Origin of the sequence: Streptomyces tibetensis, from assembly GCF_040647715.1 — a bacterium.
GTDB lineage: Bacteria > Actinomycetota > Actinomycetes > Streptomycetales > Streptomycetaceae > Streptomyces > Streptomyces tibetensis_A.
Map to the genome: position 1 here is coordinate 230,854 of NZ_JBEZCR010000003.1, position 16,269 is coordinate 247,122.

At 71.1% G+C, this 16,269-nt stretch carries 14 protein-coding genes; 10 read left to right on the forward strand and 4 right to left on the reverse strand.

The features are described 5' to 3' along the window. Positions 1 to 47: 47 nt before the first annotated feature. Entirely contained in the window at positions 48 to 1,025 is a 978-nt protein-coding gene (locus tag AB0B29_RS09750) for a WD40 repeat domain-containing protein (RefSeq protein ID WP_362236319.1), read from the forward strand. A 93-nt stretch (positions 1,026 to 1,118) separates the two neighbouring features. On the opposite strand, the gene AB0B29_RS09755 is transcribed toward AB0B29_RS09750, so the two are convergent. Then, a complete protein-coding gene (locus AB0B29_RS09755; protein ID WP_362236322.1) occupies positions 1,119 to 1,898 on the reverse strand; it encodes a TetR/AcrR family transcriptional regulator in 780 nt (259 codons plus the stop codon). A 110-nt stretch (positions 1,899 to 2,008) separates the two neighbouring features. Between AB0B29_RS09755 and AB0B29_RS09760 the strand changes: the two genes are divergently transcribed. The 5 genes from AB0B29_RS09760 to AB0B29_RS09780 all read left to right on the forward strand — a co-directional run bounded on the left by AB0B29_RS09760 (position 2,009) and on the right by AB0B29_RS09780 (position 8,131). Next, on the forward strand, positions 2,009 to 2,968 hold the full coding sequence (locus tag AB0B29_RS09760) for an ATP-binding cassette domain-containing protein (RefSeq protein ID WP_362236324.1): 960 nt from the start codon (positions 2,009 to 2,011) through the stop codon (positions 2,966 to 2,968). Then, positions 2,965 to 3,786 (forward strand): ABC transporter permease, encoded by an 822-nt coding sequence (locus AB0B29_RS09765; RefSeq protein WP_362236327.1) that lies wholly within the window; start codon positions 2,965 to 2,967, stop codon positions 3,784 to 3,786. The genes AB0B29_RS09760 and AB0B29_RS09765 overlap by 4 nt, the downstream gene beginning before the upstream one ends. A gap of 149 nt (positions 3,787 to 3,935) precedes the next feature. Beyond that, positions 3,936 to 5,447, forward strand: a complete 1,512-nt coding sequence (locus AB0B29_RS09770) for a cellulase family glycosylhydrolase (protein ID WP_362236330.1) — start codon at positions 3,936 to 3,938, stop codon at positions 5,445 to 5,447. Positions 5,448 to 5,729: 282 nt separating this feature from the next. Next, positions 5,730 to 7,337, forward strand: a complete 1,608-nt coding sequence (locus AB0B29_RS09775) for an alpha/beta hydrolase (RefSeq protein ID WP_362236332.1) — start codon at positions 5,730 to 5,732, stop codon at positions 7,335 to 7,337. Between the two features lie 116 nt (positions 7,338 to 7,453). Further along, a complete protein-coding gene (locus AB0B29_RS09780; RefSeq protein WP_362236335.1) occupies positions 7,454 to 8,131 on the forward strand; it encodes a formylglycine-generating enzyme family protein in 678 nt (225 codons plus the stop codon). A 12-nt stretch (positions 8,132 to 8,143) separates the two neighbouring features. Here AB0B29_RS09780 and AB0B29_RS09785 read toward each other — a convergent pair whose 3' ends face one another. Then, on the reverse strand, positions 8,144 to 8,740 hold the full coding sequence (locus tag AB0B29_RS09785; RefSeq protein ID WP_362236337.1) for a TetR/AcrR family transcriptional regulator: 597 nt from the start codon (positions 8,738 to 8,740) through the stop codon (positions 8,144 to 8,146). A gap of 108 nt (positions 8,741 to 8,848) precedes the next feature. On the opposite strand from AB0B29_RS09785, the gene AB0B29_RS09790 reads away from it, so the two are divergent. After that, positions 8,849 to 9,739 (forward strand): NAD(P)-dependent oxidoreductase, encoded by an 891-nt coding sequence (locus tag AB0B29_RS09790; protein ID WP_362236339.1) that lies wholly within the window; start codon positions 8,849 to 8,851, stop codon positions 9,737 to 9,739. A 59-nt stretch (positions 9,740 to 9,798) separates the two neighbouring features. On the opposite strand, the gene serC is transcribed toward AB0B29_RS09790, so the two are convergent. Both serC and AB0B29_RS09800 read right to left on the reverse strand, forming a co-directional pair. Next, positions 9,799 to 10,917 (reverse strand): phosphoserine transaminase, encoded by a 1,119-nt coding sequence (serC, locus tag AB0B29_RS09795; RefSeq protein WP_362236341.1) that lies wholly within the window; start codon positions 10,915 to 10,917, stop codon positions 9,799 to 9,801. A gap of 114 nt (positions 10,918 to 11,031) precedes the next feature. Then, positions 11,032 to 12,381, reverse strand: coding sequence for a mucin-1 (locus AB0B29_RS09800; RefSeq protein WP_362236344.1), 1,350 nt, complete (start codon positions 12,379 to 12,381; stop codon positions 11,032 to 11,034). A gap of 206 nt (positions 12,382 to 12,587) precedes the next feature. Between AB0B29_RS09800 and AB0B29_RS09805 the strand changes: the two genes are divergently transcribed. From AB0B29_RS09805 to AB0B29_RS09815, 3 genes are all read left to right on the forward strand, one after another. Beyond that, positions 12,588 to 13,604 carry a LacI family DNA-binding transcriptional regulator gene (locus AB0B29_RS09805; protein ID WP_362236347.1) on the forward strand — a complete coding sequence of 339 codons (1,017 nt, stop codon included), beginning with the start codon at positions 12,588 to 12,590 and terminating at the stop codon, positions 13,602 to 13,604. Between the two features lie 218 nt (positions 13,605 to 13,822). Next, positions 13,823 to 15,166 (forward strand): ABC transporter substrate-binding protein, encoded by a 1,344-nt coding sequence (locus tag AB0B29_RS09810; RefSeq protein WP_362236349.1) that lies wholly within the window; start codon positions 13,823 to 13,825, stop codon positions 15,164 to 15,166. A 103-nt stretch (positions 15,167 to 15,269) separates the two neighbouring features. Next, a complete protein-coding gene (locus tag AB0B29_RS09815; protein ID WP_362236352.1) occupies positions 15,270 to 16,262 on the forward strand; it encodes a carbohydrate ABC transporter permease in 993 nt (330 codons plus the stop codon). The last annotated feature ends 7 nt before the right edge of the window (positions 16,263 to 16,269 follow it).

The following is a 16,269-nucleotide window of genomic DNA, read 5'->3' on the forward strand; positions in this document are numbered from 1 at the left end:
GATCCGTAACGCCGGTGAACCGCCGGGCCGGATGGCAGGCTTGGGGCATGCGCAGACCGTTCGCTCTTCTCGCCGCGGCCCTCCTCACGGGCGCCCTCGCCGTGCCCGCCTCCGCCGCCGACGGCGACGAGAAGTTCACGATCAAGGACCCGCGCATCACCGAGTCCAGCGGCCTGGCCGCCTCGCGGCAGCACCCCGGCATCTACTGGACGCACAACGACAGTGACGACGGGGCGTACCTGTACGCCGTGGACAGCGCGACGGGCGAGACGGTCGCCACGATCACCATGTCCGGCGTGGGCAGCCCGCGCGACGTCGAGGCCATCTCCATCGGGCCGGACGACCAGATCTACGTCGGCGACATCGGCGACAACCTCGGCGGCACCTGGCCGTACGTCTGGATCTACCGGCTGCCCGAGCCGAAGAACCTGCGCGACCAGACGATCAAGGCGACGCAGTACGTCGTGAAGTACTCCGACGGCGCGCGGAACGCCGAGTCGCTCGTGGTGCACCCGAAGACCGGCCGCGTCTACATCGTCGACAAGAACGAGAAGGGCGGGCACCTGTACGAGGGCCCGCCGCGGCTCTCCCCGTCCGGGACGAACGTCTTCCGCCCGGTCGCCGCGGTCCCCGACCTGGAGGCCACCGACGCCGCGCTCTCCCCGGACGGCGAACACCTCGTCGTGCGCAGCTACTTCGGCGCGATCGCCTACGACTGGAACGGCGGGAAGATCAAGAAGAAGGAGCGGCTCGGCGTGCCGTTCCTGGGGCAGGGGGAGTCCGTCACCTACACCGCCGACGGTAAGAAGCTGATGTACGGCGCCGAGGGCGCGGACAGCCCGGTGGAGCCGCAGGACGCCCCGGGGAGCGGCGGCTCCGACTCGTCGTCCGGGAGCGGGAGTTCGACGGCGTCCGACGGCGGGGGAGACGGGCTGGGCCGCAACCTGAAGACCGGGGCGATCGCCGCGGGTGCGGTTCTGGTGGCGGTGCTGGCGCTGCGGGGGCTGAGGAGGCGTCGGCGCTAGTCGAGTGACGGGTGGGGGACGGGGCGTCGCGGGCACGGACCCAGCGCTGCGAGGGGGAGCGGGGGTTCACCCGGTGCGTGCCCGGGCGCTCGGTCAGCGGGCCTTCCTGCGGCTCTGCACCAGCACCTCAAGCCCGTCCAGGATCCGCTGCAGCCCGAACTCGAAGTGGTCGAAGTCCGGCCCGAAGGCGTCCTCGGAGAGCGATGCCATCACCGGGTAGCGGCCGGAGGCCATGGCCTTCTCCAGGGTCGGCACCTGCGCCTGCCAGAACTCGGCGTCCGTCAGGCCCGTCCGGCGCTCCGCCTCCAGCTGATAGAGCTGCGTGCGCGCGGCCCCGACGACGTACCCGTCGATCATGATGATCGCGGAGACCAGCTCGGGGTCGCTCAGTCCCATCGGGCGGATCAGGGACATCACCTTCTCCATGCCGTCGAGGGCGCTCGGGCCGAGGATCGGGCGGGACTGGTTGACCTGGAGCAGCCAGGGGTGGCGGCGGTAGAGGGCCAGGGTGGTGCGGCCCAGTGCCTCCAGGGCCGCCCGCCAGCCACCGTCACCGAGGTCGGCCGGGTTCCCGGAGGGGCGCTGCACCCGGTCCAGCATCAGGTCGAGCAGCTCGCCCTTTCCGGGCACGTACCGGTAGAGCGACATGGTACCGGTGCCCAGTTCGGCGGCGACCCGGCGCATGGAGAGGCCCGCCAGCCCCTCGGTGTCCGCCACCTGGATCGCCGCTTCCACGATCCGGTCCAGCGTCAGGGTCGGTTTGGGGCCGCGGCTGGGGCGGCGGCCGGTGTCCCACAGCAGTTCGAGCGTGCGGGCGATGTCGCCGCTGCCGCTGGTCTCCGCACCGCCCGTGCCGTTCGAACCGCTCGTCATGGAGCCCAGCTTAGGTCCCCCGCGGAAAAACTGGGTACGGCGTACGCGTAACCGGGTACGGTGTACTCAGTTCGGTGCCGACGGGGCCCGGGCGTGTGGGAGGGGGCGGCATGGACGGATACGCGGTGCGGGCCGAGGCGCTGGAGAAGCGGTACGGCGAGAAGCGCGCCCTCGACGGCTTCGACCTGGAGGTGCGCGAGGGCACGGTGCACGGACTGCTCGGGCCGAACGGGGCGGGCAAGACCACCGCCGTCCGCATCCTGTCCACACTGATCCGCCTGGACGGGGGCAGGGCGACGGTCGCGGGCCTGGACGTCGTCCGGCAGGCGCGCGAGGTCCGGGCCCGGATCGGTCTCACCGGCCAGTACGCGGCGGTGGACGAGGTGCTCACCGGCCGGCAGAACCTGGAGATGTTCGGCCGCCTGTTCCACCTGGGCGGCAGGCGGGCCCGGCTCCGGGCGACCGAGCTGCTGGAGCAGTTCGACCTGGCCGACGCCGCCGACAAGGGTGTGGGCAAGTACAGCGGCGGCATGCGGCGCCGCCTCGACCTCGCCGCGTCGATGATCCTCGCCCCGGCCGTCCTCTTCCTCGACGAGCCGACGACCGGGCTCGACCCCCGCAGCCGGGGTGAGGTCTGGGAGTCCGTGCGGGCGCTGGTGGCGGGCGGCACGACCGTGCTGCTCACCACGCAGTATCTGGAGGAGGCGGACAAGCTCGCCTCCCGCATCACCGTCATCGACCAGGGGCGGGCCATCGCCGACGACACCCCGGACGGGCTGAAGAACCGGATCGGCGGCGACCGCATCGAGGTCGTGGTCGCCGAACGGTCCGAGATCCCGCGGGTGGTGAAGGTCGTCGCCCGGGTCGCGGACGGCGAACCCGAGGCGGACGAGAGGGAGTTGCGGGTGCACGCCCCGGTCACCGACCGGGTCGCCGCACTCACCGAGGTCGCACGGACCCTCCAGGACGAGGGCGTCCGCGTCGAGGACATCGGGCTGCGCAGGCCGAGCCTCGACGACGTGTTCCTGCGCCTGACCGGACACCGCACCGAGAAGGAGACCGCGGCGTGAGTGCCACCGACCTGAACACGCCGAGCGCGCGGGGCGGCGCGTACTGGATGCTCGCCGACTGCTGGAACATCGTCCGCCGCGGCCTGACCCACTACCGGCGCCAGCCGGTCAACATCGCCTGGCAGTTGGGCTTCCCGATCCTGTCCGTGCTGCTCTACGGCTATGTCTTCGGCAGCGCCATGACGGTGCCGGGCGGCGGGGACTACAAGGACTTCCTGATGCCGGGCATGTTCGCGATGACCATGGCCTTCGGCTTCATCAACACCGCGACCGTGGTGGTCTACGACTCCACCAAGGGCGTCATCGACCGCTTCCGCTCCATGCCGATGGCGTCCTCGGCCGTGGTGGCCGGCCGCGGGGTCACCGATCTCATCGTGGCCTGCGCCGAGTTGGCGATCATGATGCTGACGGCCTTCGCCATGGGCTGGCGCCCGGACGGCGGCTTCGGCTTCCTCGCCGCCTTCGGCCTGCTGCTCTGGCTGCGGTTCGCACTGATCTGGATCGGCGTGTGGCTCGGCCTGCTGGTGCCCAACCCGGAGGCCGCGGGCGGCCTGTTCGCGGTCGCCTTCCCGCTGACGATGATCTCCAGCATCTTCGTCGCGCCGCAGCTGATGCCCGACTGGCTGGGCTGGGTAGCGGCCTGGAACCCGATCTCCTCCACGGCGGCGGCGACCCGCGAGCTGTTCGGGACGCCGGTCGGGGCCGGTGACTCCTGGGTCGAGCAGCACGCGCTGCTGATGGCCGGGGTGTGGCCGGTGATCCTGACGGCGATCTTCCTGCCGTTGGCCGTACGGCGGTTCCGGAAGCTGAGCCGATAGCGGTCGAAGCGGTCGCGCACCTCCCCGAGTCTTGACGTGCTCATGTTCTATCAGTTCTCTGGGAGGTGCGCGGCGCATGGGAGCGCTCCCAAACAGTTCCGGGTGCCGTGCCTCCCGCTCCCCCGAGGAACCCGAGAGGAAGCAGCCACATGTTCCGCAGTCTGCGCAGAGCGCTGTGTGTTGCGGCGGCGCTCCTGTTACCGCTGGCCGGCGTGCAGTCCGCACGGGCCGATGCCGCCGCCGAGGCCGCGGGTGCCGGTTACTGGCACACCGGCGGCCGGCAGATCCTGGACGCGGCCGGGCAGCCGGTCCGTATCGCCGGCATCAACTGGTTCGGCTTCGAGACCTCCAACCGCGTCGTCCACGGCCTGTGGACGCGCGACTACAAGAGCATGATCGACCAGATCGGATCGCTGGGCTACAACACCCTCCGCATGCCCTACAGCGACGACATCCTCAAACCCGGCGCCATGCCGGAGGGCATCAACTTCGACGGCAAGAACACCGACCTGCGCGGGCTGACCTCGCTCCAGGTCCTGGACAGGATCGTGGCCTACGCGGGCCAGTCCGGCCTCAAGGTCGTCCTGGACCGGCACCGCCCGGACGCGGCGGGCCAGTCGGCGCTCTGGTACACCGCGTCGGTCCCCGAGTCGACGTGGATCACCAACCTCAAGGCGCTGGCCGCGCGCTACAAGGGCAACTCCGCGGTCATCGGCATCGACCTGCACAACGAGCCCCACGACCCCGCCTGCTGGGGCTGTGGTGACACCTCCCGGGACTGGCGCCTGGCCGCCGAGCGTGCGGGCAACGCGGTGCTGTCGGTCAACCCCGAGCTGCTGATCATGGTCGAGGGCGTGCAGACGTTCAACGGCAACAGCATCTGGTGGGGCGGCAACCTCATGGGCGCGGCCCAGTACCCGGTCCGGCTGGACGTCCCGAACCGGCTGGTGTACTCGGCGCACGACTACGCGACCTCGGTAGCGCAGCAGTCCTGGTTCTCGGACCCGTCCTTCCCCGCCAACATGCCGGGGATCTGGGACAAGTACTGGGGCTACATCTTCAAGCAGAACATCGCCCCGGTGTGGCTCGGCGAGTTCGGTACGACTCTGCAGTCCTCGGTGGACCAGAAGTGGCTGGCCGAGCTGGTGAAGTACCTGCGCTCCACGTCGAGCTACGGCACCGACAGCTTCCACTGGACCTTCTGGTCCTGGAACCCCAACTCCGGTGACACCGGCGGCATCCTGAAGGACGACTGGCAGACGGTCGACACGGCGAAGGACGCCTACCTGGCGCCCGTCAAGGCCCCGGGCTTCGGGGGCGGCGGCACGGGGCCGGGCCCGGGCGGGCCGGGTGACCCCACGCCCACCTGCACCGCCGCCTACACCGTCAGCAGCGACTGGGGCGGCGGCTTCAACGCCGAGGTGAAGGTGACCAACACGGGCACGATTCCGCTGAAGTCGTGGAAGGTGACGTGGACGTGGAGCGGGGCGCAGAAGGTCACCAACATGTGGAACGCGACCCACACCCAGACCGGCGCGACCGTCACAGCGGTGAACGCCGCACACAACGGCACTGTGGCGCCGGGTGGTTCGGCGAGCTTCGGGTTCGGCGGGGCGCCCGCAGGCGGGGGTGTGCCGAGCGTGACCTGCACGGCGACGTGAGCACGGGCTGAGCCGGGGGCGCCCGGTGCCTCTCGGGCGCCCCCAGACCTGCCTGACCGGTCTGTCCCTCGGCCTGCTCGCCCTGGTCTGCCCTCCGGCCTGTCGGCCGGTCCGGAAATGTCCGAACACCCCCTTTGTGAGGGGTTTCTGAGAGCGGACTGTGACTCGATTTGGTCAAGTCTCGGTCGAACCCGTACATGTGCGGTGTGCTCTTCCGAAACGATGCGGCACGGCCCGTGTCACTCACGGGCCCGAACCCCCCTCACCGTTGCGAGAGACTCCATGAGAAGAAGCGCAGCCCTCCTGTGTGGCGCCACGGTCGTCCTGACCGGGACACTCACCGCCGCCCCCGCCAACGCCGGCCCGTCGCACTCCGCGAACACCGCCGTGACGAGCGCCGCGGCGAAGGTCACGTGGAAGAAGTGCGGGACCGACGACTCCCCGACCCTCCAGTGCGGGTCGGTCAAGGTGCCGCTCGACTACGCGAAGCCGCGGGGGAAGCAGATCACGCTGGCGCTGTCCCGCGTGCCGCACACCGCGTCGAAGTCCCAGGGCCCGCTGCTGGTCAACCCCGGCGGCCCCGGTGGCAGCGGTCTGTCGCTGGCCTCGTTCGTCGCGTCCTCCCTGCCCAAGGCGGTCGCCGCCCAGTACGACGTGATCGGCTTCGACCCGCGCGGAGTGGGCGAGAGCGAGCCCGCCCTGGACTGCAAGCCGGGCCACTTCGACCCGGTCCGCCCCGACTCCGTGCCCAGCACGCCGGCGCTCGAGAAGGCCAACGTCGCCCGCGCCAAGGCCTTCGCCAAGGCCTGCGGCACGAAGTACAAGGACGTCCTGCCCTACATCGACACGGTCAGCGCCGTGAAGGACATGGACTCCATCCGCAAGGCCCTCGGCGCGTCGAAGATCAACTACTTCGGCTACTCGTACGGCACCTACCTGGGCGCGGTCTACGCCAAGCTGTTCCCCGAGCGGGTGCGGCGCCTGGTGCTGGACTCGATCGTCGACCCGACCGGCGTCTGGTACGACGACAACATCCAGCAGGACTACGCCTTCGACAAGCGCCACAAGGCGCTCATGGCGTGGATAGCCAAGTACGACTCCACGTACAAGCTCGGCACCGACCCGAAGAAGATCGAGGCCAAGTGGTACGCCATGCGGGCGGCCCTGGCCAAGAAGCCCGCGGGCGGCAAGGTGGGTGCCTCCGAGCTGGAGGACATCTTCATACCCGGCGGCTACAACAACGCCTACTGGCCCACGCTCGCCCAGACCTTCGCGGCCTACGTCAACAAGCACGACACCGAGGCCCTGGTCAAGGCGTACGACGCCATCGCGGCGATCGACGCCTCCGGCGACAACGGCTACAGCGTCTACACCGCGGTGCAGTGCCGTGACGCGTCCTGGCCGCGCGACTGGAAGCAGTGGCGCAAGGACAACTGGGCGGTGTACGAGAAGGCCCCGTTCATGGCCTGGAACAACGCCTGGTACAACGCGCCGTGCGCGTTCTGGCCGACGAAGACGCTGAAGCCGGTGAACGTCTCCAACAGCAAGCTCCCGCCGGTGCTGCTGTTCCAGGCGACGGACGACGCGGCCACGCCCTACCAGGGCGGTGTCACCATGCACCGGCTGCTGAAGAAGTCCAGCCTGGTGGTGGAGCAGGGCGGCGGCAACCACGGCATCACGCTCAGCGGCAACGCCTGCCTCGACAAGTACCTCGCCACGTACCTGACCAACGGCAAGGTCCCGCACGGCAACGGTGTGGCGGACGCGGTGTGCAAGAAGACCGCCGACCCGAAGCCGCAGCCGGCGGCGCAGAAGTCGCCGAGCACGTCGCAGCCGGCCGTCGCGGCGATCGGTGACAGCCTGCGGGGGATCATGGGGCTCGGACGCTGAGCGTCTCGGTGACCCACACCTGACAGGACGACACGGGGGCGCCCGGCGGTACTCGCCGGGCGCCCCTCGCCGTTCACCGAGCCCCCGGCCGACGGCAGGCCCTAGGGTGTCCGGTCATGGGGGAACGCATGAACAACGACCTGGTGGCCGTCCCGGCGGGGTCCGTCACGCTGTCCGACCGGCGGACCGAGCGCAGTTGGGCGGTCGAGGTCGCGTCGTTCCGGATGGCGGCGGTGCCGGTCACCCAGGCCTGGTACGCCGAGGTCACCGGCGAGCGTCCGAGCGCGGCCCGGGGGGACCGGTTGCCCGTCGAGGGCGTGTCCTGGTGGGACGCGATCCGGTTCTGCAACGCCCTGTCCGTACGCGAAGGACTGACCCCCGCCTACGAGGTGCGGCCCGGGGCCGGGGAGGCCGGCTGGGACACCTCCGCCGACGGCTACCGGCTGCCGACCGAGGCCGAGTGGGAACACGCCTGCCGCGTCGGCGGCACCGGCCCCCGCTACGGCCCGCTCGACGAGATCGCCTGGTACCGCGGCAACGCGGACGACCGCATCCACCCCGTGGGCGGCAAGCGGCCCAACGCCTGGGGCCTGCACGACATGCTGGGCAACGCCTGGGACTGGTGCTGGGACCTCTACGACCCCGAGGTCTACGGCACCTACCGGGTGCTGCGCGGCGGCGGCTGGTCCGACGAGCACTGGAGCTGCCGCGCCTCGGTACGCCGCCGGAGCCATCCGACGTTCCGGATCGACGACGTGGGGTTCCGGGTGGCGCGCTCGATGCCGGGGGCGTAGCGCAAGCGCAGGCTAGCGGTACGAGGCCACCAACCGCGCCAGATGGCGCCCCGCCGCCTCCAGCGGAGTCTCGCTGCGGGCCACTTGAGAGGCCAGTTCGGCGCCTTCCAGGGTGGCGATCACCGTGTGGGACAGGTCGGCGGCGTCCGAAGCGGCGAAGCCTGCGGCGACCAGACTGTCGGCGACGACCGATCGCCAGCGGGCGAACGCCTCGGCGGCGGCCCGCTGGATGCCGGGGGCGCCGGACGCCGTGCCCACGGCGGTGGAGGTGACCGGACAGCCGTCGAGCCAGTCGGAGTCGCGCAGCCCTTGGGCGAGGGAGGCGGCGAGGGCGGGCAGCGCCTTCTCCGGCTCCGGCTCCGCGTCGAGCGTCTCGCGCAGCAACTCGGTGAACTCCTCGTCGCCGAGGCGTACGGCGGCCGCTCCCAGTTCCTGCTTCCCGCCCGGGAAGAAGTGGTAGACCGAGCCGAGCGTCACCCCGGCCTCGCGGGAGATCTGCTTGATGCCCGTGCCCTCGTAGCCCTGGCGCTGCATCAGGCGGGAGGCCGTCCGGACGATCCGTTCACGGGTGCCGGCGGTCGCGAGGTCCTGCGGGGCCTTGGTCTTCACGCCACCACTCTACCGATCTAGAGCGATCGCTCTAGTCGCTGTGCTAGGTTCGTCTCTGGATAGAGCGTTCGTTCTAGTCATCGTTCCGTCGTCCTCGGGGAGATCTCTGTGAGTCCGTCCGCTGTGAGCACGCCGCCCGTGACCGTCCTCGGCCTCGGCCCCATGGGCCGGGCGATGGCCGGCGCCTACCTGGACGCCGGCTACCGGGTCACCGTCTGGAACCGCACCGCGAGCCGCGCCGACGACCTCGTGGCCAGGGGCGCGGTACGCGCCGCGACAGTCGAGGAGGCGCTGGCGGCGAGCGAGGTGGTCGTGCTGAGCCTCACCGACTACGCCGCGATGTACACCGTCCTGGAGCCCGCCGCCCAGGCGCTCGCAGGCCGGGTCCTGGTCAACCTCAGTTCGGACACCCCCGAACGGGTCCGCCAGGGTGCCGCCTGGGCGGCCCGGCACGGCGCGCGCCACCTCACCGGCGGAGTCCAGACGCCGCCGTCCGGCATCGGCTCGGCGGAGTTCGACACCTTCTACAGCGGCCCCCGGGACCTCTTCGAGCAGTACGAGCACGTCCTGAAGGTCCTCACGGGCACCGACTACCGGGGTGAGGACCCGGGCCTGGCCGCGCTCTACTACCAGCTCCAGATGGACCTGTTCTGGACCACGCTGACCGCCTGGCTGCACATGCTGGCGCTGGCGGACGCCAACGGCATCAAGCCCTCCGAGATCACGCCGTACGCGGCCGGGACGCTGGGCGGGATGGAACAGTTCCTCGACTTCTACACGCCGCGCATCGAGGCGGGGCAGCACTCCGGTGACGTCGAACGGATCTCGATGGCCGTGGCCAGCCTGGACCACGTCGTGCACACCGCGCGGGACTCGGGCGTGGATCCGGACCTGCCCGCCGCGGTGCTCCGGACGTTCCGGCGCGCCGCGGCCGAGAACGGTGAAGAGGACAGCCTCACCCGGCTGTTCGAGGTGTTCGGCGGGGGCGCGGCCGCCTGAGCGCGAGCGAGGGGCGCCCCGCACGAGCGGGGCGCCCCTCGGTCACGTACGGGAGAAGGTCAGAGCTTCTCGATCACGTAGTCGACGCACTTCGTGAGCGCCTCGATGTCCGCCGGGTCGATCGCCGGGAACATCGCGACGCGCAGCTGGTTGCGGCCGAGCTTGCGGTAGGGCTCGGTGTCGACGATGCCGTTGGCGCGCAGCACCTTGGCGACGGCGGCCGCGTCGACCTCGTCCGTGAAGTCGATCGTGCCGATGACCTGCGAGCGCTTGGCCGGGTCGGTGACGAACGGGTTGGCGTACTTGATGTCCTCGGCCCAGCCGTAGAGCGTGCGGGCGGAGGTGGCGGTGCGCCGGACCGACCAGTCCAGGCCGCCCTGGCCGTTGATCCACTCCAGCTGCTGGTTCAGCAGGAAGAGGGTGGCCAGCGCCGGGGTGTTGTACGTCTGGTTCTTGCGGGAGTTGTCGATCGCCGTCGGCAGGGAGAAGAACTCCGGGACGTGGCGGCCGGAGGCGTGGATGCGCTCGGCGCGCTCGATCGCCGCCGGGGAGAAGACACCGATCCACAGGCCACCGTCGGAGGCGAAGGACTTCTGCGGGGCGAAGTAGTAGACGTCCGTCTCGGAGACGTCGACCGGCAGGCCGCCCGCGCCGGAGGTGGCGTCCACCACCACCAGCGCGCCCTCGTCGGCACCGGCCACGCGCTTGATCGGCATGGCGACACCGGTCGAGGTCTCGTTGTGGGTGAACGCGTAGACGTCCACGCCCGCCTCGGCGACCGCCTCGGGGTGCGTGCCCGGGTCGGCGGAGATGACGTCCGGCTCGGCCAGCCAGGGCGCGAGCTTCGCGGCCTTGGCGAACTTGGAGGAGAACTCGCCGAAGGTGAGGTGCTGCGACCTGTTCTCGATCAGGCCGTGCGTCGCGATGTCCCAGAACGCGGTCGAGCCGCCGTTGCCGAGGACCACCTCGTAGCCGTCGGGGAGCTGGAACAGCTCGCTGATGCCCTCGCGTACCTGGCCGACCAGGTTCTTGACGGGGGCCTGACGGTGGGAGGTGCCGAGCAGGGACGTGCCGGTGGCGGCCAGGGCGTCCAGCGCCTCCACCCGCACCTTGGAGGGGCCAGCGCCGAATCGACCGTCGGCGGGCTTGATGTCAGCAGGAATCTGGATCTCAGCCACGAAGGGGAGCGTAGCCGTTTCCAGAAACCTGGGCGAAACCTCGTCCGTCGGGTGAGACGGGGTGTGGACAGGTCAGTGCGTTGGCGGGCCGGGCCGGACGGGTGTGTGGACCGGTCAGTGCGGCGGCGGGCCGGGCCAGACGGCCGAGGCGTCGTCGCGGTGCGGGTCCGGCAGCCGCAGGGGGCGGACGGCGACGGGGCGGGTCCCGCCCTCGGCCGTGGCCGTCCAGGGGGCCGGGCGGCCGGAGTAGCACAGGGTGGTGAGGACGAAGACACCGTCGGCGTAGACCTCGACGTACTCGCCGACGGTGAGGACGCGCAGTGAGGCGGCGGGCTCCGGGAGGCGGGTCTCACCGAGCAGGTCGCCGTCCGGGCCGGTGACCTGGACGTGCTTGCCGTCACAGCCGACCGTGAGCGCGGGCCGGGCCCCGTCGGAGACCTGCGTGCGCAGGGTGATCTCGGTGCGGCCGGACAGGGCGATGTCACCGACCGCGTGCAGCGGGGCGTCGTACGTCTCCTCGCCGAGCCAGGGGTCCAGGCCCGGCCACCACTCCAGGCGGGGCGCCGAATCCGCGGGCAGAGCGAGGGACTTGGGCTGGGCCAGCATGCCGCGGCAGCGCTCGCCGCTGTCGCTGAGGCCGACGCGGCGCGGGGTGGTGTGCAGCACGACGCGTGAGCCGTCGGGGGCGGCGACCACGCGCGGGGCGTACGCGCCCGTCGGGCCGAGCGGACCGCGGCGGGTCCACGGGCCGCGCAGGCGCGGAGCGGTCCACGCCTCGAAGCCCCGGGTGGCGCCGATGGAGCCGAGCAGCAGCCAGCTGCCGTCGTCGAGGCGTTCGAGGACCGGGCACTCGAACTCGTCGACGTCGCCGGGGGAGACCAGCGGCGGCTGGACGGTCCAGTGCTCCAGGTCGTCGGAGGTCGCCCAGGCGACACACCCGCCGACCTCGACGGGCAGGGAGGCGTCGGCGGCGCAGACCACCATCACCCAGCCGTCGGACTCGTCGTCGCGTACGACGAAGGGGTCGCGCCAGCCCATGTGTTCGCCCGTGCGGTACCAGCGCCCGTCCGCCTCGACGACGGGCCCCGTGCCGTGGCGGCGCCAGCCGGTGCCGTCGGTGCGCTCGGAGCGGGCCAGGCCGACCGACTGCAGGGGCCAGCCGCCCGGGGTGAGCCCGGAGACGGCGGTGTAGAGCATCGCCATGCCGGGGCCGTGCGGGAAGGCGTGCATGGTCCACACCGCCTGCTGGTCGAAGCGGCCCGGCAGGCCGTTGCCGAAGGCCGTGCCCTGCGGCTCCCAGCCGACCAGGTCGGCGGAGGTGGCCCGGCCGTAGGAGGTCTCCATGCGCAGGTGGTCGAACTCGGCCGTCCACGGGCCCTGCAGGTGCAGCACGGTGTAGGTGCCGTCCGCGTGGCGCAGGAGGTCGAAGTCGTTCACGCAGAGGCCGGGCGGCGCGTATCGCATGGACAGGTCCTGTCTGCCGGCAGCGGCACTCAAACGTGTGCGCTGTGAACTTGCTGGGCGGAGTCCCTCTGAGAGTCAGCCGAAGTAAATATGAACGCAAACGCTTGCGCAACCAGGTGAGCGGGTTTACGGTCTCGTCACTCCCACTCCCGCCGACGTGCTCCGGACCCCCGCCACGCGGCGTGCCCCCGATCAAGGAGCGTCCCGTGACGGTCAGCATCACCGATGTCGCCGAGGCCACCGGCGTCTCGGCGTCCACCGTGTCCCGCGCCCTGCGCGGCCGTTCGGGAGTGTCGGAGGAGATGCGGGCCCGGATCGTCGCGGCCGCCGCCGAGCTGGGCTACACCGCCTCGCGCTCGGCCTCCAGCCTGGCCAGCGGACGCACCTACACCATCGGCGTCGTCGTCCCCTACGTCGGCCGCTGGTTCTTCGGCACGGTGCTGGACGCGGCGGAAAAGGTCTTCAGCGCCGCCGGGTACGACGTCCTGCTGTACAACCTCGGCTCACCGGAGGCGCGCAAGCGCTTCTTCACCAAGCTGCCGATCCGCAAGCGGGTCGACGCCGTGCTGTCCCTGCTGATCCCGGACCCGGAGGAAGCCGCCGCCCTGTGCTCCCTCGGCGTGCCGCTGGCGACCACGGTCGGCGGCGCCCGGCCCGGTTTCACGGTGGTCGGCATCGACGACCGGGGCGGGGCGGAGAGCGCCGTACGGCACCTGGTGAACCTCGGCCACCGGCGGATCGGCATGATCTCCGGCGCCAGCGAGCCGCTGCACTGGACCACGCCCCTCGACCGCCGGCAGGGCTACCTCGACGTGCTGGCCGACGCCGGGATCGAGCCCGACCCCGTCCTGGAGGCGGACGGCGGTTACACGGTCGAGGGCGGCGAGCGGGCCATGACCGAGCTGCTCGCGCTGCGCCATCCGCCGACCGCCGTGTTCGCCCAGTCCGACGAGATGGCGATGGGCGCGCTGCGCGCCCTGCGCCGGCACCGGCTGAGGGTTCCCGAGGACGTGTCCGTGGTCGGCTTCGACGATCACGAGCTGTCCGAGGTGGTCGGGCTGACCACCGTGGCCCAGCCGGTCGCGGCCCAGGGCCGGGAGGCGGCCCGGTTGCTGCTGGTGCGTCTGGACGGACGGGACGCCGTGTCGCCGCGCCCCGTCGAGATGCCCATCCGCTTCATCCTCCGCGAGACCACCGCCCCACCGCACGGCAACCGGCGGTAGCCCCCGCCCGCCCCGTCGAACGTCCACCCCCCTCGTACGTCCGCCCCCCTCGTACGTCCGACCCCCTGGTACGTCCGCCCCCGGAGGGCCATTGCCGCCCCCGGCCCACCGTCCGCGCACCGGCCCCACTGTCCGCGCGCGGCCCCGGTCCGCGCACCGGCCCGCCGGTCACGCACCCATCGCGCACCCACCGCACACCCGCCCTCGGAGGCACCACCATGATCAACAACCTTGGAAAACACCGCCGTACGGGCTTGACGGCCCTCGCCCTGCTGCCGCTGGCCGCGCTGGCCGCCTGTGGCGGCGGGGGCGGCGGCAGCGACACCTCCGCCGAGGAGGGCAGCGGCAAGGGCACCATCAGCGTCTGGGCCCACCAGGGCCAGGCGAGCGAGGCGACCGCGCTGCAGAACGCGGTGAAGTCCTTCAACTCCTCGCAGAGCGACGTCAAGGCCGAGCTGAAGCTCATACCGGAGAAGGACTACACGAAGACCATCACCGCCACCGACGCCTCCGAACTGCCGGACGTGCTGGAGTTCGACGGCCCGACGATGGCGAACTTCGTCTACAACAGCAAGCTCGCCCCGGTCGACGGCCACGTCTCCGCCAAGACCCTCGCCAACGCCACCGACGCGATCAAGGCGCAGGGCGAGATCGACGGCAAGCACTACGGCCTCGGCATGTTCGACGCCGGGCTCGGCATGTACGCCAACAAGAAGCTGCTGGACGCGGCCGGCGTGACGTACCCGAAGGGCCTGGACGACGCCTGGACGGCCGAGGAGTTCGGCAAGGCCCTCAAGGCCCTGAAGGGCAAGGACGCCGACGGCAAGGTCCTCGACATATCGGAGCAGTACGGCCTGGCCTCCGAGTGGGGCACCTTCGGCTTCTCCCCGATCGTCTGGTCGGCCGGCGGCGGCCTGCTGAAGGACGGCAAGGCCGAGGGCGCCCTGGACAGCCCGAAGACCGTCTCCGCGATGAAGACCTTCCAGTCGTGGAAGCCCTACGTCGACCCCAACACCGACGGCAACGCCTTCGCCAAGGGCAAGGTGGCGCTGAGCTGGGTCGGTCACTGGAACTACCCCGCCTACAGCGAGGCCCTCGGGGACGACCTCGCCGTGCTGCCGCTGCCGGACTTCGGCAACGGCCCCAAGACCGGCCAGGGTTCGTGGGCGTGGGGCATCGGCGCCGACAGCAAGAACGGCAAGGCCGCGGGCACCTTCCTGGACTACCTGCTGAACGACACCAACGTCGGCGCCATGACGAAGGCCAACGGCGCCGTGCCCGCCACCAGGTCGGCCCTCGCCAAGAGCGAGCTGTACAGGAAGGGCGGCCCGCTCCAGCTCTTCGCCGACCAGCTGGCCAAGCCGTGCGGCGACAGCGACATCACCTCCTCCTGCGTCGCCGTCACCCGCCCGGTGACCGCCGGATACCCCACCGTCACCGCCAAGTTCAACACGGCCCTCAACTCGATCTACGGCGGCGCCGACCCCGGGGAAGCCCTGCGGAAGGCCGCCCGCGCCATCGACCGCGACTTCACCGACAATGCCGGCTACGAGATCCCGTAACCCGCAGGACGCATCGGCCCGGGCGGGCCGTCGGTGACCTGGCTGCCGCGAGGACGCGGCCACGCACCGACCGCGCCGCCCCGCCGGGAAGAGGACCCCTGTCGTGAAAACCGTGGAACCCGCGCACGCCGCGGCCCGAGGCCCGGCGCAGGCCGTCTCGTCCGCACCTCCCGCCAAGCCCCCGCGTCACGCGCGCGGCAACCGTGACCGGCTGCACGGGCTGCTGATGTCCGCCCCGGCCGTAGTCGGGCTGATCGCCTTCGTCGGCATCCCGTTCGGCTACGCCGTGGTGCTCTCCTTCTACAACGTCCGCCTCGGCTCGCCGCTGGAGCCCACCTTCTTCGGCGTGGAGCACTACCGGCGGCTGTTCACCGACCCCGACCTGTCCGGCCCGTTCCTGCGGGCGCTGCTGAACAACCTGACCTTCGCCGTCGTCGTCGTACCGCTCCAGACCGGTCTTGCGCTGGCGCTGGCGATCCTGCTCAACCGCAAGCTGAAGGCCATCGGCCTGTTCCGGTCGTTCTTCTTCATGCCGGTGGTCTTCCCGATGGCGCTGGTCGCGGTGATCTGGCGGCTGATCCTCGCCCGCAGCGAGCAGGGCATGCTCAACTCCCTGCTGGACACGGTGAGTTTCGGCAACTGGGGTGCCTTCGACTGGCTCGGTGACGGCCTCACCGCGATGGGCTCGGTCATCGTGCTGTCGGTGTGGCAGGGCGTCGGCTTCCAGATGGTCATCCTGCTGGCCGGCCTCCAGCAGATCCCGGGCGAGCTCTACGAGGCCTCCCAGCTGGACCGCGCCTCGCGCTGGCAGCAGTTCCGGCACGTCACCCTGCCCGGCATCCGCGGCACCCTCGTGTTCGTCGCGATGCTGACCTCGGTGCTGTCCTTCCGGGTCTTCGACCAGGTGTACATCCTCATCCGTGGCGGCGGCCTGGACGAGGACGCCACCCGCACGGTGATGTACCAGGCCGTCACCACCGCCTTCGACCAGAACGACATCGGCCAGGCCTCGGCCGTCACGGTGGTGTTCTTCCTGATCGTCGTCGCCCTGACCATCGTCCAGCGCCGCGTCGTCCGGCCCGACAACGAGGACTGACCTACCC

What these genes read in the sequence shown, in the direction of transcription:
- AB0B29_RS09750 (WP_362236319.1), top strand. Translation starts at nt 48, where the DNA reads ATGCGCAGACCGTTCGCTCTTCTCGCCGCGGCCCTCCTCACGGGCGCC.
- AB0B29_RS09755 (WP_362236322.1), bottom strand. Translation starts at nt 1,898, where the DNA reads ATGACGAGCGGTTCGAACGGCACGGGCGGTGCGGAGACCAGCGGCAGC.
- AB0B29_RS09760 (WP_362236324.1), top strand. Translation starts at nt 2,009, where the DNA reads ATGGACGGATACGCGGTGCGGGCCGAGGCGCTGGAGAAGCGGTACGGC.
- AB0B29_RS09770 (WP_362236330.1), top strand. Translation starts at nt 3,936, where the DNA reads ATGTTCCGCAGTCTGCGCAGAGCGCTGTGTGTTGCGGCGGCGCTCCTG.
- AB0B29_RS09775 (WP_362236332.1), top strand. Translation starts at nt 5,730, where the DNA reads ATGAGAAGAAGCGCAGCCCTCCTGTGTGGCGCCACGGTCGTCCTGACC.
- AB0B29_RS09780 (WP_362236335.1), top strand. Translation starts at nt 7,454, where the DNA reads ATGGGGGAACGCATGAACAACGACCTGGTGGCCGTCCCGGCGGGGTCC.
- AB0B29_RS09800 (WP_362236344.1), bottom strand. Translation starts at nt 12,381, where the DNA reads ATGCGATACGCGCCGCCCGGCCTCTGCGTGAACGACTTCGACCTCCTG.
- AB0B29_RS09810 (WP_362236349.1), top strand. Translation starts at nt 13,823, where the DNA reads ATGATCAACAACCTTGGAAAACACCGCCGTACGGGCTTGACGGCCCTC.